Source organism: Erythrobacter sp. YT30 (assembly GCF_001542875.1).
Taxonomy (GTDB): Bacteria; Pseudomonadota; Alphaproteobacteria; order Sphingomonadales; family Sphingomonadaceae; genus Erythrobacter.
In genome coordinates this window covers 1,350,660-1,364,755 of record NZ_LMAF01000002.1, presented here as the reverse complement: position 1 = coordinate 1,364,755, position 14,096 = coordinate 1,350,660, and the positions used below count along the sequence as shown (strand labels likewise).

Genomic DNA, 14,096 nt, shown 5'->3' with positions numbered 1-14,096 from the left:
AAGGCCTTGTGGCGGTCACATTTGCAACATATATGCGATGTGCCGGTGGCCTTCGTCCCCGGTGGTAACGATCGACGGGGCCCATCGTGGAACAGCGGCCTCGTCGATTTGCCAGCTGCAACGTCGTTGCGATTGGATCAGCAAAAATCTTTCGATAATCGCCTCCCGCAGCTTTTTTGCGCTGTAGGCTGACATTACCGATTCGCAGCCCCTTGTAAATCTTATAAATTTTTGGCTGTTGCGTACTCTGTTGCAAATAAGGTAAGAATAATCTCAAAGTGTTGATTTAGCGGTGAAAATAATATGAGTAAGTATTTCTCGCTATCGAATTTGATAGCTGGTTTCCCTCCCGTTCAGGTAATTTCGTTCACCTTTTTCCAACAACAGTGCATCAAAGTTCCGGGTAAAATTTGCAATGATTCGCGAAAATGACTGGAATCGCAGCCGCATTCAGCGTTACCCCCTCTCGTATCGGGGGTTATTGGAGGACCGTACTTTGGCTAGCATGCATCGCCTGGGGTTAGACGAAATCGAGGGCAGCGTTGATTTGCAGCCGACTGTGCTACGGCTGCGCAAAGCCTATGAAAGAAGCGGCGCGCAGACGTGGCGTGCCTTTCAGACGCTACTGTTCCCTCATGGCGAAGAGGACGATGTCGATCATTCGACTTTGTGGCGAATTGCCAATCGTCGCTCGAAGCGTCCGCATCCAGGCACATTGGCTAAAATTGAGGAAGCCCTGAAGGCGCAGTTCGATGAAGACCCTTTCCGCGTTGCTGCGGTCCATACCGTGTTTGCGATGCCCGCGATCCTCGCGCTTGAGAAGACCAAAGGCGTGCCTGTACACGTTGCTACAGTTGCTAGCTACAGAGGTAGAGAAGGTCGCTGCTTAGTACCCGATACGCTGTGGTCAAAGAGTCGGTGGGATAGCGAACCGCTAAAGATTGTGACGCCCGACCTGACCAACTTACTCAAGAAGGTACAGGCGGAGCACGACAGCTCCCCAACTGCTGCCCAAGCAGAAAACGGCAGCGGCATACCTTATCTGCCTTGCGATGATGATCCCATGGGCTGGTCGGCGTTCTGTTCCGGCGCGCAGGTGCGCAATCTCTGGAGGCAGGGCGACATTGATATGGCAGTCGTCAACGAGGGAATCTTCAGGGACTTCGAAGCCGACATCAACGGTAACTTGGCCATACCGGTCGCGCGCCTGTGCTACAGTACACGTGGATTGGCGCTCGTCACTCTTCTCGATCCGGTCAAATGCGCACGCAAGTACGACCTGAATGGCGAAACGCGACTGCGCATGGATGAACATCTCGAAGATCGCAGCTCACATAAAGAACCGTCTTTTGGGCACGCTCGGGCTGAGGATTTGGCGAACGATCTCGAGAGGTGGACATCGCATTATCACGAATTGTGGCGCGATTTGCAAAAGGATGCTGGCGCAGAAGGTGTTCCGCCGATCCTGTGCCCGGATGGTACTTTTGCTCGCCAGCATATCGAAGCGCTCGAGGACGTGCTCCAGAACCGGTTTAAGGATGTGAAGCTGTCGCTTTCGACCAATCTGCCTGGTGGCTTTTTGGGCCAGCGCGAAGCCTTTAATATCGGCGAGTACGAAAGGGTCCGCGACAAGCTGTTCGATTACATTTGGACTCGCGGGCGCGACAGGTCCTCATTTGGCATCACGATCGCAGTGTGGGAGCCGTTCTCGACCATGCTGCGTAGCGACTGGGATCACTTTATCCTGCAAAAGGCCAGCGAGAATGAGGATTTGGGAATTAAGCGTTTCGGCTTTATCAGCCAGAATTCATCGGCCGGATATCCCAACAATGACTTCACCTTCTCGATACAGCGCGCCGTCGGCCGCGTCGTCGCCGAGGCAACGGCGGATTACTTCCCTGCTGTCACGATGGAGCTTTATGCGCGCAAGACGTTCTTGGACGCACTTCCCACGCACAATGGGCTCGAGATGCTGAGCGACTATTTGTCGGCAATGCGCAAGGCGGCAAATGAGCTTGAAGAAACGACCAAGAATCAGCCTGACAACGACACCGTCCTAGCAGTCGCGCAGTTCCTCTTCAGCGGCCTCAGGATCGCAGGGGACTGTCTTAGCGAGTATGCTCACATGGAACTTCGCAAGCGCCGTGCAAAACGCGCCATTGCCGCGTGCCATTTCGAAGTCCAGTATCACGGCGAGTTTCTCGATTATTTAGAGAATCGCTTGCGCTCGACCGTCAGAGGAAAGTGAAAATGCCTGATCTGAAAAACTCTATTACCTTGACGCTCCTGGCTATCCTTGCGCTCCTTCTTTCGGGATGTGAGGACAAGCCGAGCGAACGCACGACGCTGCCCTATGCCGAGTTCAAGATTGCGCTCAGCGCGATGAGTTTCCTGGCGTACAATCAAGGATACACGAGCGAGAACGGGATCGATCTTCAGCCTATTTCTCTGGAGGCAGGTCCTGACGTCGTTGCTTCGCTGTCGAGCGCCTCGGAACGCTCGGGCGTAGCGGGCAATATTGCTATCGAGCCGGTTGCTGCAATGATCGCCGCGCAACGTGACCCGGTAGTCATCGCCACCGTGCTGACCAGCGACCGCCATGTGCAACTCGTGACTTTCGCGGAAAGCGGGATCACTGACGATCCGGCAACACTGCGTGGCAAACGGATTGGTTTTGTCGCCAATACGATTGGTGAGACCTATCTGCTTGGTCTGCTGGAGAGGGCTGGGCTTTCAAGGGACGACCTCGAAACTCTCAATGCCAGACCAACCGATTTGCGCTCCGCACTGGTTCGCGGCGATCTCGATGCGGCCATACTCTGGGATCCCTTCATCCAGCAGGCGCGCCGGATTTACAATCAAGGGATCAAGGCCGGGACTGCTGAAGACCGCGGAGAATTGCTGGCCCTTGTTGATCCTACGATCTTCACACTCAGAATGAATGTCGTGACCACGCGCGAAAAGCTGGAGGGATCGCGCGAACAACTGGTTGGTCTTCTCAATGCGCTCATAGAAACCGAGGGATACATCGAAGAAAACCGCGCGGAAGCTCAGGCATCTGTCGAAACATGGCTTGGGCTGGAAGCGGGTGACTTGGGAGATTTCTTCAGCACCACGTCGTTCCGGGTTGAATTGCAGGAAACCGAGCTTCGCGACCAACTTCAAGTCACGGTCAATCGGCTCCGCGCTGCCAATCCGACGTCTTTTGCTCCAAACGACTATTCGCCGTTCGTTGACTCGACGCTGTTGGTGGAGATTGCACCCGATCGAGTGTCCAACTGATACCCCACAAGCGGGAACCGTTGTAGGCAAATGACGCGAAGGAAAGACCACACGGACAAAGTCGGAAATGTCGCCATTGCTTTGCAACGTATCGCCTGGCAGGAGCTACGATCCCTCGCGATAAAGATCGGTGCGACGGTCTTACTGATGGGCGCATTATTCGCCTTTCTAGAAGCGAAATTCGGCTTTCCTAACCTGATTGGCATTGTGTCATCGATCCGGGAGCAATGGGTTCTCGGCGAATTGCAGCACGATATCGCCGTGACGTCGGCGCGTTGGTTGCTGGGATGGTCAATAGGAGCGCCCCTCGGGATTGCTATCGGCCTTTTGACCGGGCTGTCGAGAGCCTTGCGATACGTTTTTGAGGCGTCGCTCACGATGCTCCGTTCCGTGCCGTTTATTGCACTCGTCCCGGTATCAATCGTAATTTTCGGTTTCGACGAAATCGGGAAGACGTCGATCATCGCGTGGGCCGTGTTCTTCGTGTGCTGGCTCGCAACCCATCAGAGCGCGCTGAGTGTGCCGCCTGAGGACATCTGGAGAGCTAAAAGCCTCGGGCTGGGCCCGATGGCAAGGCTTCGGATCGTCATTTCTACGCATATCTCGTCATCCCTGTTCATCGCACTTAGAACGTCGCTTCTAATTGCTCTCATTGTGGTTGCCGTGGCGGAACTCACAGGTTCCACGGAGCGACCCGTTTTCGGTGACGCACCCTTTTGGACCGAAGGCTTGGGATACCGGATTTTCGAAGCCAATGATCGTGCACGCTACGACATACTCCTGTCTTCGATCGCTATGTTTTCGATCCTCGGTGTTGTCGGGGAACGAGCCTTTGTCACTCTTTGGCATATGTTGAATCATACGCTGCGGTGGGAGACAAGACGTCGTTCACGCAATGCTTTCGCCGGGAACACCGACCAATTCTCCGAAACCGAAATTGCGCAAACCGAACAGCTGGATGACGGAGCAGGAATCCGCTTCTCCGACCTTGCCATAGGTTACGCCGACCGACTGATTGTCAGCAACCTGTCGCTGGACGTGAAGCCCGGTGAGATCATTTGCGTTCTTGGTCAGAGCGGGATCGGAAAAACGAGCCTCCTTAAAGCCGCTGCTGGCATACCAGCCGAAGGCCTCTGGACCCGAGGCGAAATAAAGATCGGAACGCAGAGCCACGCTTCACCAGAGCAAGTCAGTCTTGTCCTGCAGGATGCCCCCGTCTTTCGAACGCTTACGGTTAGCCAAAATCTAGCTTTGGCCAATCAGGGCAAGTCGACTGATGAAATTGTCGCTAGAGTGCAATTTGCCCTCAAGAGATTTCGTCTTGAGCCAGTTGCGCACAATCTGGGCAGCCAGTTGAGTGGAGGGCAACGACAAAGGCTGGCGCTAGCCACCGCTTACTTAAACTCGCATGCCTTTCTGTTCTGTGACGAGCCAAACGCGTCGCTAGACGCATTTCAGAGGCGGCTGATACAGGACCTCTTCATTGATACGATAAAGTTCGGTAGTCGACGCACCACTCTCTGGATAACCCACGATGTAGATGAAGCGCTTCGCTTGGCTGACCGGATATTGGTGCTCTCCGGATCGCGGCATGGAATATTGGAACTTCCGTCTCATACTGATCATGACACTGCCGGATGGGAATTCAGCGATGAGTATTTCCAAATGCGAAGATCAATATTTGAGATGATTGAGCTGGATTGATCGCCAACCTCATCCGCTTTGGCAAAGCACGCTTTCCGTCCCAAGCTGCAACCCGCTGTCGCCCGCTTTCACCCTCATAATCGATGTTAGGCGAAGGCTCGAACTGGGCCGATTGCGGACCGTCCGGTCTGAGTTGCTATCGCGACGTAAGAGGACATTCGATTAGACGGATTAGACTCCTCGACAATCACACAAAGGCATGCACCACTAGGCCCGCCCGTCTTGCTCGGCCTGCTGGCCCCGCAACGCCTGGGAGTAGCTGGTCATATATGGCATTCCGAGGTTGGTATGGGCAGTGAGGTGACGATACGCTAACGATAACACTGCTCCTACAACGATGCTCTTTAGCGTGCTGAAACGCTTAGGACGTTTGGTTTAGCGCTGTCGTATATGCATAGCGTCAGCGTGTAATGGTGAAAAGAGAAGCTCTCGAACTCGAAGATATGCGGTTCGCCATTGTCATCGTTGAGCAAAACGTCCGCGTTCCCCAGGGGGCCGCCTTTACCGCCATTTGCGTAGTTCACGATTTCATCGAAAACAGTCGTTTCTTGAAGCCCTGAAAAGCGTGCGGCGAACGCGGTCGACTGGATGAAGTGGCGGCAAGGTTCCAACGGATTGAAGTCGTTTTTCCGGTGCCAATGGAGAGGATGGTCGGTGACAAGTCCAAGGATAGGTGTTTCATCACCCCACGCCTCTACACATCGCCAAAGCGTCGAGGTCCTCGTATTCCCAAATTTGTCTGCAAGTGCCTGCAACGAAGCGATGGAGGGTTCCATCGCACGAGCCTCTTCGATGAACCTGCCTCTTAAGAACAGGAGTCTAGCGGCTGCGAAGTTCGCCTCATTTTCGAGCTTGGCATGACACGAGGGGATTAGAGTTGTGTCATCGTCGCCTAGCATTGCGCCTTCATGCCAAGGAATAATGCTGTGCCCAATCTCGTGGGCCTCGTTCCAGCGAAATTTCAATTTAGGCTGCGAACCATCGAGCAAAATGCGCTTCTGATCAGGAATATAGAGTGCGCGAAGGTCGAACTTTCGGACCGCGTCAATCAAAAGAGCTGGTCGTAGCAATAGCTGTTTGGTTCCAACGCGGAGTTTGTGAACCGTCTCTTGTAGCAACCCAGGATCATTGGCGGTGTAGAAGCCCTTGTCGAGTTTTAGCCTGTCCCGCACGACCTCCAGACGAAGAGGCGGTTCCGGGTTGCCCAGATCGGCTAGTACGCGCTCCACTTGGGCATCGATGTCGGCTGCGACCTTCTGCTTTAGAAAACTATTCTTCGCCACCGGATCTGCGCCCCCGCACTATGATAATCAGGCTTTTTTCTTGCTCAATACAGAGACCAATGCCTCCAACGCGGCAAGCTCTTCCTCGTTGAGATCTTCCAAAGATTCCGAGCGGGCAGCATATCGGACTGCATCCTCGATATACCCACCATTCTTTGGCTTGGAGAGCCCGGAAAGCTCCATGAGTTTTCGTTGATCCACTCCAAAAGCGCCCGCAAGTTGATAGATTGTGCGTGGCTCCGGCTCATAGCTTGCGTCGTGCTCAATATTCATTAGCTCTGCGATCTCAACATCGGCTTGGTCGGCCAATGCTTCATATGACAGCTTCAGCTTGCGTCGATTAAGATGCACAAAACGGCCGAACACAATACGAGCGTCGTCGATTGATGCTACACGTCCCCCAGCGCTCGGCAGCAGCGGATCAACGCCAAGCAGTCCGGCACCGATTTCGACGCCCGCTTCAGCTTCTGCCTTTTGTGCGCACCACTCCTTTGAAATAGCGAGTTTCATATCAGCTTCCTTCCTTGGCGAATTCTTCAGCTTGCTCCGGTGTCATTTCGAAGTAGCGAAGATTGTCATAGTCCTCATCGGCGCCAAGATCGGTCATACCGACCTTGTTGGCGTAAAAATCGTTCGATTGCGGTAAAGAGTGCAAGCCGATGCGGCCCTTGAAGCCTTCTAGCTTGCTAAACTCGATTGCCGCGCGGATCAGGATCGACCCACAGCCGGAATAGTCAGGCGGCTTGCCGAGAATGTCCCGGCGGTTCCACGGCGCCGCTTCGACAAACGATACATAGACCAAGTGCTCGTTGCGCTGGCTCTCTAGGCGAGCACGCTTGGTCAGCTCGGTAATCATCATTGCCTGGGTGAGATTATCGCAAACGATCGAGAAACACTGCTCGTCTAGGCGCTTCTCGATTGCTTGTGTTTTTGCTCGCCAGTCCCAATGACGGCTTTGCGGCCAAAGCGCACGCTCGATCCCCTTGTCATGCAAAGCTTCGAGCAAGCGCAATAGCTCTGGCGTCCACTTCGCTTCCCAGTCAGCCAGGTTCTTATCAGTGATGCCATCCCAGAGCTCAGCGTCAACCATCTGACCATCAGACATGCGCTTCAAGCCAACCGGAGTTATCTCAGGCTCTTTGGTCATAGCATCATAATCTCCGACTTCTCTTTAGACGCCTCGTCTTCGAAAAAGAGCTTCCCACCCATGTCGAGCCGCTCCTCGACACGTTGGTACAAGCGCAATGCCTGCCTCATCAGCACGGTCTTACTCAGGTCTTTCTTTTCACAAAGCTCCTCCAGCACCGCCATTTCAGCATCCGTGAGGTTCAGTGTCATCGTCTTACGAGCCACGCCTATTCTCCATTAGCGCGCGCAAACTATGAGTTTCGGTTGCGATTGTCAATCTATTTTAATGTTGTAATGGCTGTTGACTAGCTATTTTTTAGCTATTAGATAATGAGGCATCAGCACAGCGAAGTGCCAATCAGACGAAGGAATTACGCATGTCAGAGGTTTTGGAAGTTGAAGATTGGGCGCGTTCGGACGACGAGAAAACGCTCCCTAAAGCCAGCGCCTATCGAGTGAGGCTGTGGGACGGCGATGGGTTCGATGAAAAGCGCCAGATTGTAGATGCCACTCCGACAGGAGCGCAGATCCTCGACGCTTTTGAGCGCCACCCGGTAAACGAATATGCGTTGTTGCTCTTGGGCAAGGATGGGTTGAGCGCGGTGGAGCCCGACGAGGTTATCGATATTTCAGATCGCCGCGCTGAACGCTTCTTTGCCTTCCGAACTGATCGCCTTTTCTACGCTACACTCGATGAGCGCCGGTTCCCTTGGGGAACTACGCGCATTTCCGCGGAGATGGTGCGGCTCATTTTCAAGATTCCGGATCGCAAACAGCTTCTGCTTGCGAAGACTGACGAGCCTGACGAAGTGCTAGAGTCTGGCGACGAGATTGATCTCGACGCCGAAGGGCTCGAACGGATCTTCACCCGCAAGGGCGAATGGAAGCTTCTCGTCCAGGGCGTATTGCTGACATTCGATGTGCCGCAAATCACTGTCCGTGATGCATTGGTGAAAGCAGGTCTCGATCCGGATCAGGGTTGGACCGCAATTCTGAAGTTCGTAGGCGCGCCCAAGGAAAGCGTGCAGCTTAACGATACGATCGACTTGTCTCGAAAAGGCATCGAAAAGCTCTGGCTCAGACCCGATCATGTCAACAACGGCGAAGCTCACGCTCCTGTAAATCGGGCCTTCGAGCTTCGCGTCGAGGACGAAGCTTATCTCGCTCGGCGCGCTGAAAGCACTGAGACAATCATCGATGGAGGCAAGCGCTGGTTTATCCTTCGCGGATATGTACTGCCCGATGGCTATCGTCAGGAAGCTGTCGATATTGCGGTCCTCATGCCGCCGAGCTACCCAGCAGCCCAGCTCGACATGTTCTTCTGCTCGCCACACCTCTCTCTAGAGTCAGGCCGTCCGATTCCGCAAACGCAGTCTCGCCAGACCATCGCGGGAGTGTCGTACCAGCGTTGGTCCCGGCACCGTAGCGGCGCCACCGCCTGGAATCCCGCGAAAGACAGCCTGATTTCTCACATCGCGCTTATTGAAGACGCTATCGCTCGCGAAGTCGGGGCAAACTGATGGGGCCGTCGCTGCGTATGCTCTCTCGCGACCACCAGTCGCTACGAAATCATGTCTTCCCAGGGGATGGCAAAGAAGCGGCAGCAATTCTGATCTGCACTCTATGCGGTCGCAATGCAGTCCGTTTGCAAGTGCGCTCCATTATTCCTGTGCCTCATCAAGCATGCAGCGTTCGCACATCGACGCGGTTAAGCTGGCCCGGAGAATACCTAGAGAAAGCGGTCGACGCCGCCGATGAAATCGGCGGTTCGATCCTACTGATGCATTCCCACCCAGGCGGGCTTTACGGTTTCTCTGCAATCGACGATGAAAGCGACGCAGTGTGCATCCCCGCATTACAGCACGGCGTTCGTCATACCGATGGAATGCATGGCTCTGCGATCATGTTACCTGATGGTCGGGTCAAAGCCCGGATCTACGACGGCGAGATGAATTGCACGGAAATACCGTCTGTCGTCTCAATCGGGCACGAAGTGTCGGACCTCACCACCAAACTATCGGAAATACCGATGGCGTTTTCCTCAGCGATGGGAGCGTCGCTCTCGGGTAAGACGGCCGTGGTTGTTGGTGTCTCTGGGACCGGGTCGATCACCGCCGAGCTCCTGGGCCGGTTGGGTGTGGGCCGAATTATCCTAGTGGATTTCGACCACGTTGAGAAAAAGAACCTCAATCGAATTCTCTATGCGACCCCTGCTGGTGTCGGGCGCTACAAGACCCACGTTTTGCGTGATGCAATAAAACGCCACCACCCTGACACTATCGTCGAAACGTATGAGTCCCCGCTCGCTCATGTCTCTGCGCTCGATGCAGTCAGCGATGCCGATGTTATGTTTTCGTGTGTCGACTCGATGGGGGGGCGGTATCATTGCGATCTGGTCTCTCACGCCTTCCTCTGTCCGCTCATCGATGTCGGGGTCGTGATTCCGACACGCCGACGCTCCGGAATTTCGGAAATTGCCGATGTCTGTGGCCGCGTTGACTTTATACGTCCCGGCGGTCCTGGGCTTTGGGACCGTGGCGAGATCACTGGCGAAGGCCTTTCTGCAGAGTATTTGCGCCAATCAGATCCCAAAGCATACGCACAGCAGCTCGATGAAGGATACGTGAAAGGCGTAGTGGAAGAAGCACCATCGGTGATTTCGCTAAATATGCGTGCAGCCAGCGCTGGGGTGAATGAATGGATCGCGCGGCTCTTTCCTTTTCGGCACGAGCCGAACAAAGGCTTCGCTCGTACATATTTCAGCCTTGCAGGCGGTGAAGAAGAGTCTTCGCCAGAGCCCAGCGTATCCGCCCCGTTGTTGGCACAGTTCTTGGGCTGCGGGTTGAGCGACAGCCTACTGAGCCGCTTAGGCATATCGTCGGCAGCGGCTGAAGCGGCATGAACATTTTTAAGCGTCTCTGGCGTCGGATCTTTCCCCGGCAACCCGATCTAGAGCTCTCCTTTGTCGAAGGCGATACACCTCCCGAAAATCTGTCTCCCGGGCACTTGGTCGTAGCCAGGGAAGGAGACGAGCTTTGGGCTGCGGCACTCTTATGTCCCTGCGGATGTGGCGAAAGGATCGAACTCGCGCTGATCGAAGAAGCCACTACGAAATGGCGGCTCGTTTCTGAGGAAAGACTGTCCCCCACACTGCATCCGTCGGTATGGCGAAAAACGGGCTGCCGTAATCACTTCTGGGTCCGAAGCGGGATGATCGTATGGTGCAAAGACTAGAGCTTCGAGCACTCTGGAAAGGATGGCGGCTTTTGGGAAGCCATCTTTGCCAAAGCAATGTCTAACATTGGGGCGCATTGCAGTCATTCCGCGATGGATTGAGCGGCGGCAGCCAGTTTTTCGATCCTGTTCACTGCATGAACTAGCTCATCGGTAGCTGCCTTTTGCCCACCTTCAGATTGAGCTCCAACCGTCAGCGCACCGGCACTGTGGTCCTCCATCAGCATGCCGATCTTGGTGCAGAGCAGGTCGAGGAGTTCGCGGTCGATGTCGTCCATGCGCACAGCAATGCTCAAACGTTGCCGCAAGTCCACTGGAAAGAGCGAAAGCTGCCAGAAAGCACTCGACTAGTGCCGATCTTCGAGCATCCATGCAGCTATGGATATCGAAGAGAAGATCATCGCCATCGAAGAGAAGATCATCGCCATCGAGGAAATGGCACCATCGGAACTACGAGCTGCTTGGCGCGACACATATGGGATCCCAGCGCCTCTTGCTCTAGGCCTTGCTCTAATGAGAAGAGCCCTAGCGGCTCGCTTACAGGAACCCGAGGCCGGCAAACTCACAAAGGTTGAGCTCCGGCAGCTTGGTGCGCTCGGTCGCAAAGACGAGCGCCGCAAAGAAGGTCGAGTATCGACCGAAGCCAAACCAGGAACGTGGCTCTCGCGAACATGGCATGGAGAAGTTCATGAGGTGGTCGTACTTGAAAGTGGCTGTGAGTATCGAGGCCAGACGTTTGGATCACTGAGCGCGGTCGCATCACATATCACCGGAGCCAAGTGGTCAGGCCCGCGCTTCTTCGGGCTACACAGTCCGCGCCTCGGAGAGTTGAAGGTGGCTGCCCATGGCTAAGGCTGAGAAGAAGCTCCGCTGCGCGATCTACACGCGGAAGTCGACGGACGAAGGCTTGGACAAGGACTTCAATAGTCTCGATGCGCAGCGAGAAGCATGTGCTGCCTACGTCTTGAGCCAGCAGCACGAAGGCTGGGCTCTGCTGCCTGAGCTCTATGATGATGGCGGGCACTCGGGCGGCACACTGGAACGCCCAGCCTTGCAGCAGCTTCTAGCTGATGTGCGAGCAGGCAAGGTTGACGTGGTCGTCGTGTACAAGATCGATCGACTGACCCGAAGCCTCGCAGACTTTGCCAAGATCGTGGACGTCTTGGACGAAACCGAGGCTTCGTTCGTGAGCGTGACCCAAGCATTCTCGACCACAAGTTCGATGGGGAGACTGACGCTCAATGTCTTGCTGTCATTCGCCCAGTTTGAGCGAGAGGTTGGCGCTGAACGGATCCGTGACAAGATTGCAGCGTCGAAAGCCAAGGGTATGTGGATGGGCGGCAGCGTCCCTCTTGGCTACAAGGCGGTCGATCGAAAGCTCGTTGTCATTCCAAAAGAGGCAGAGACTGTCCGCGAGATCATGCGCCGCTATCTCGAGGCAGATACGATCAAAGCACTTGTTGAAGAGCTTGGGAGAGATGGCTTCGTCAGCAAGCAGCATGTCTCGAAACGCGGTCGGGTGAGCGGTGGCCATCCCATCAAGCGCGGCGCGCTCAAGCATCTACTCTCCAATCCGCTTTATGTGGGTGAAGTCCGGCACAAAGATAAGACCTATCCAGGTCAACATGACGCCATCGTTGGCCGAGATACGTTCGAGGCAGTCCAAGAGAAACTCAAAGACCGAACCTCGCATGGTTCATCTGCGGGTCCCAAGCGGCGACTGGCTTTGCTCGCGGGCATGATCTTTGACGACCGCAGTCGCCCAATGTCTCCCACACACACCAAACGACACGGCCGACGCTACACCTACTATGCGTCAAACATGAACGACGATTACGAAGCGCCGGCATTGCGATTGCCCGCAAGTGAGATCGAACAGGCGGTGCGTCGCGCGGTCGGCAGATCGCTTCGGACAAGCGGAAACATTCAGAGGTTGGTTGCATCCAGGTCAGCTGATGAAAAGCTGCGGGTCTTTGAAAAGGCGCAGCAGCTAGCCACAGACGTTGAGCAGCTGTCGGTGAGTAGGGCTAGCGAGATCCTAACCAAACTTGGCCTTCGGGTTGCTGTCAGCGAGAACGAGATCGACGGATCGCTCGAGCCATCTGCGGCACTGGGTATCCAGCCGGACGATAAAGACACAACCAAGTCGGAATTCAAGATTGCGCTCGACCGAAAGAACTACGGCCATGAACCTCGCCTTCGACTGCAGCCGTCAAAACAGGACTTGGTGGCTAAGGACGACAAGCTTGTCGAATTGCTCGGTCGAGCATTTGCAGCTCGCGACCAGCTGCTTGAGATGGACGAAGGTGCCGTCCAATCGACCAAGACCACAAAGCTACGTCATCTGCAGCGTCTGGCACGGCTAAGCTATCTTGATCCCACGATCATCCGTAGCATCCTGACTGGCACGCAACCCAAGGGGCTCAGCGCTCGCAGCCTTTGGCGGATGGGTAACCTGCCGATCCGCTTCGTAGATCAACGCGAAGCGCTCGGCTTCCCCAACTCCTGAAATTTGAGAAGTAGGTCACCAAATCGACCGCGGAGAACTTCGCCCATTTCGGGCGCGAATTGGTAGGTCACCGCATCTCCTTGGTCGGCACAGCAGATTACCACCAGCGCAAAGCCCCGGAATTGCGGGCACAATTTCCACCACCGCGCGGGAGACTCCAGAAACCGATGTTCGATGGGAATGGATGGTGAGCCCTGCTGGGTTCGAACCAGCGACCTACTGATTAAAAGGCTGGCCTACCTTCGTCTGCGAATTGGCTCAAAACCTTAGGATTAGGACAGATATGCCCTGATCCTTGTCGTGTCCAATAACTCCACTTGATGCCAAGCATCGCCACGAAACGCCGCATAAGCAATCGTGGAACCGGACATAGGACGGACATGAAAACCGAAAAAATCACGGACAAACTCATCCGCTCAACTACGCCACCATCGAGTGGATCCATCTTCCTGCGGGAGCAAAGCGTAACAGGCTTTGCTGTCCGCATCACTGCAACGGGGTGCACAGCTTTCGTGCTAAACTACACAGTTGGCGGCAGGGAGCGTCGGATGACAATTGGAAGGCACCCGGCTTGGACTGTCGCGGCCGCCCGCGAAGAAGCGAAACGGCTTCGTCGATTGACTGATGTAGGGGAAGACCCGCTCGAAAAACGCCAAGCTCACCGCATTCAACCAACGATTGCCGAGTTCTATAAGAAGTATGAGAAAGAGGCCCTCACCAAGAAGGCAGCCAGCACGCAGAGAGACGAAAAAGCCATCTGGCGACGTTTCCTGCTGCCTGCCTTTGGTTCAAAGCGTCTACCAGAGGTGACCAGCGAGGATGTCGATCGTCTCCATCGCCGGATAAGCGAGAGCACGCCAGTCCAAGCGAACAGGTCTATGGCAATGTTGCGGAAGGCTTACTCCGTGGCAATCCGTTGGAACCTTGCGGACAAGAACCCAGTCTCTGGCCTAGCG

At 55.0% G+C, this 14,096-nt stretch carries 13 protein-coding genes and 1 pseudogene; 9 read left to right on the top strand and 5 right to left on the bottom strand.

The window, feature by feature from the left end; all coding sequences use genetic code 11:
- Positions 1-496: 496 nt before the first annotated feature.
- The 3 genes from AUC45_RS11225 to AUC45_RS11215 are packed head-to-tail and all read left to right on the top strand — an operon-like array spanning position 497 to position 4,986.
- Positions 497-2,248 carry a hypothetical protein gene (locus AUC45_RS11225; RefSeq protein ID WP_156423830.1) on the top strand — a complete coding sequence of 584 codons (1,752 nt, stop codon included), beginning with the start codon at positions 497-499 and terminating at the stop codon, positions 2,246-2,248.
- 2 nt (positions 2,249-2,250) lie between these two features.
- A complete protein-coding gene (locus AUC45_RS11220; protein WP_067602450.1) occupies positions 2,251-3,282 on the top strand; it encodes an ABC transporter substrate-binding protein in 1,032 nt (343 codons plus the stop codon).
- A 30-nt stretch (positions 3,283-3,312) separates the two neighbouring features.
- On the top strand, positions 3,313-4,986 hold the full coding sequence (locus AUC45_RS11215; RefSeq protein ID WP_067602447.1) for an ATP-binding cassette domain-containing protein: 1,674 nt from the start codon (positions 3,313-3,315) through the stop codon (positions 4,984-4,986).
- 344 nt (positions 4,987-5,330) lie between these two features.
- Here the strand turns inward: AUC45_RS11215 and AUC45_RS11210 are convergent, their stop codons facing one another.
- Genes AUC45_RS11210 through AUC45_RS11195 form a run of 4 tightly spaced genes read right to left on the bottom strand, consistent with a single transcriptional unit; the run spans position 5,331 to position 7,622 of the window.
- A complete protein-coding gene (locus tag AUC45_RS11210; RefSeq protein ID WP_067602444.1) occupies positions 5,331-6,269 on the bottom strand; it encodes an ImmA/IrrE family metallo-endopeptidase in 939 nt (312 codons plus the stop codon).
- Between the two features lie 27 nt (positions 6,270-6,296).
- On the bottom strand, positions 6,297-6,779 hold the full coding sequence (locus AUC45_RS11205) for a helix-turn-helix transcriptional regulator (RefSeq protein WP_067602441.1): 483 nt from the start codon (positions 6,777-6,779) through the stop codon (positions 6,297-6,299).
- Position 6,780: 1 nt separating this feature from the next.
- Complete coding sequence (locus tag AUC45_RS11200; RefSeq protein WP_067602438.1) at positions 6,781-7,416, bottom strand: hypothetical protein; 636 nt, start codon at positions 7,414-7,416, stop codon at positions 6,781-6,783.
- Positions 7,413-7,622 carry a ribbon-helix-helix protein, CopG family gene (locus tag AUC45_RS11195; RefSeq protein WP_233998719.1) on the bottom strand — a complete coding sequence of 70 codons (210 nt, stop codon included), beginning with the start codon at positions 7,620-7,622 and terminating at the stop codon, positions 7,413-7,415. Before AUC45_RS11195 ends, AUC45_RS11200 begins: the two co-directional genes overlap by 4 nt.
- Positions 7,623-7,774: 152 nt before the next feature.
- Between AUC45_RS11195 and AUC45_RS11190 the strand changes: the two genes are divergently transcribed.
- The 3 genes from AUC45_RS11190 to AUC45_RS16195 are packed head-to-tail and all read left to right on the top strand — an operon-like array spanning position 7,775 to position 10,631.
- Positions 7,775-8,917 carry a multiubiquitin domain-containing protein gene (locus AUC45_RS11190; RefSeq protein WP_067602435.1) on the top strand — a complete coding sequence of 381 codons (1,143 nt, stop codon included), beginning with the start codon at positions 7,775-7,777 and terminating at the stop codon, positions 8,915-8,917.
- Between the two features lie 17 nt (positions 8,918-8,934).
- Complete coding sequence (locus tag AUC45_RS11185) at positions 8,935-10,299, top strand: ThiF family adenylyltransferase (RefSeq protein ID WP_197409551.1); 1,365 nt, start codon at positions 8,935-8,937, stop codon at positions 10,297-10,299.
- Positions 10,296-10,631 (top strand): DUF6527 family protein, encoded by a 336-nt coding sequence (locus AUC45_RS16195; protein WP_082701095.1) that lies wholly within the window; start codon positions 10,296-10,298, stop codon positions 10,629-10,631. The genes AUC45_RS11185 and AUC45_RS16195 overlap by 4 nt, the downstream gene beginning before the upstream one ends.
- A gap of 83 nt (positions 10,632-10,714) precedes the next feature.
- Here the strand turns inward: AUC45_RS16195 and AUC45_RS11180 are convergent, their stop codons facing one another.
- Positions 10,715-10,909 carry a hypothetical protein gene (locus AUC45_RS11180; RefSeq protein ID WP_067602431.1) on the bottom strand — a complete coding sequence of 65 codons (195 nt, stop codon included), beginning with the start codon at positions 10,907-10,909 and terminating at the stop codon, positions 10,715-10,717.
- 100 nt (positions 10,910-11,009) lie between these two features.
- Between AUC45_RS11180 and AUC45_RS11175 the strand changes: the two genes are divergently transcribed.
- The 3 genes and pseudogenes from AUC45_RS11175 to AUC45_RS16190 form a co-directional block, all read left to right on the top strand.
- A complete protein-coding gene (locus AUC45_RS11175; RefSeq protein WP_067602429.1) occupies positions 11,010-11,483 on the top strand; it encodes a DUF2924 domain-containing protein in 474 nt (157 codons plus the stop codon).
- Positions 11,476-13,140 (top strand): recombinase family protein, encoded by a 1,665-nt coding sequence (locus AUC45_RS11170; protein WP_067602426.1) that lies wholly within the window; start codon positions 11,476-11,478, stop codon positions 13,138-13,140. Before AUC45_RS11175 ends, AUC45_RS11170 begins: the two co-directional genes overlap by 8 nt.
- A 320-nt stretch (positions 13,141-13,460) precedes the next feature.
- Positions 13,461-13,787 (top strand): annotated as a pseudogene (locus tag AUC45_RS16190) (Arm DNA-binding domain-containing protein); the annotation flags it as partial.
- Positions 13,788-14,096: the final 309 nt, after the last annotated feature.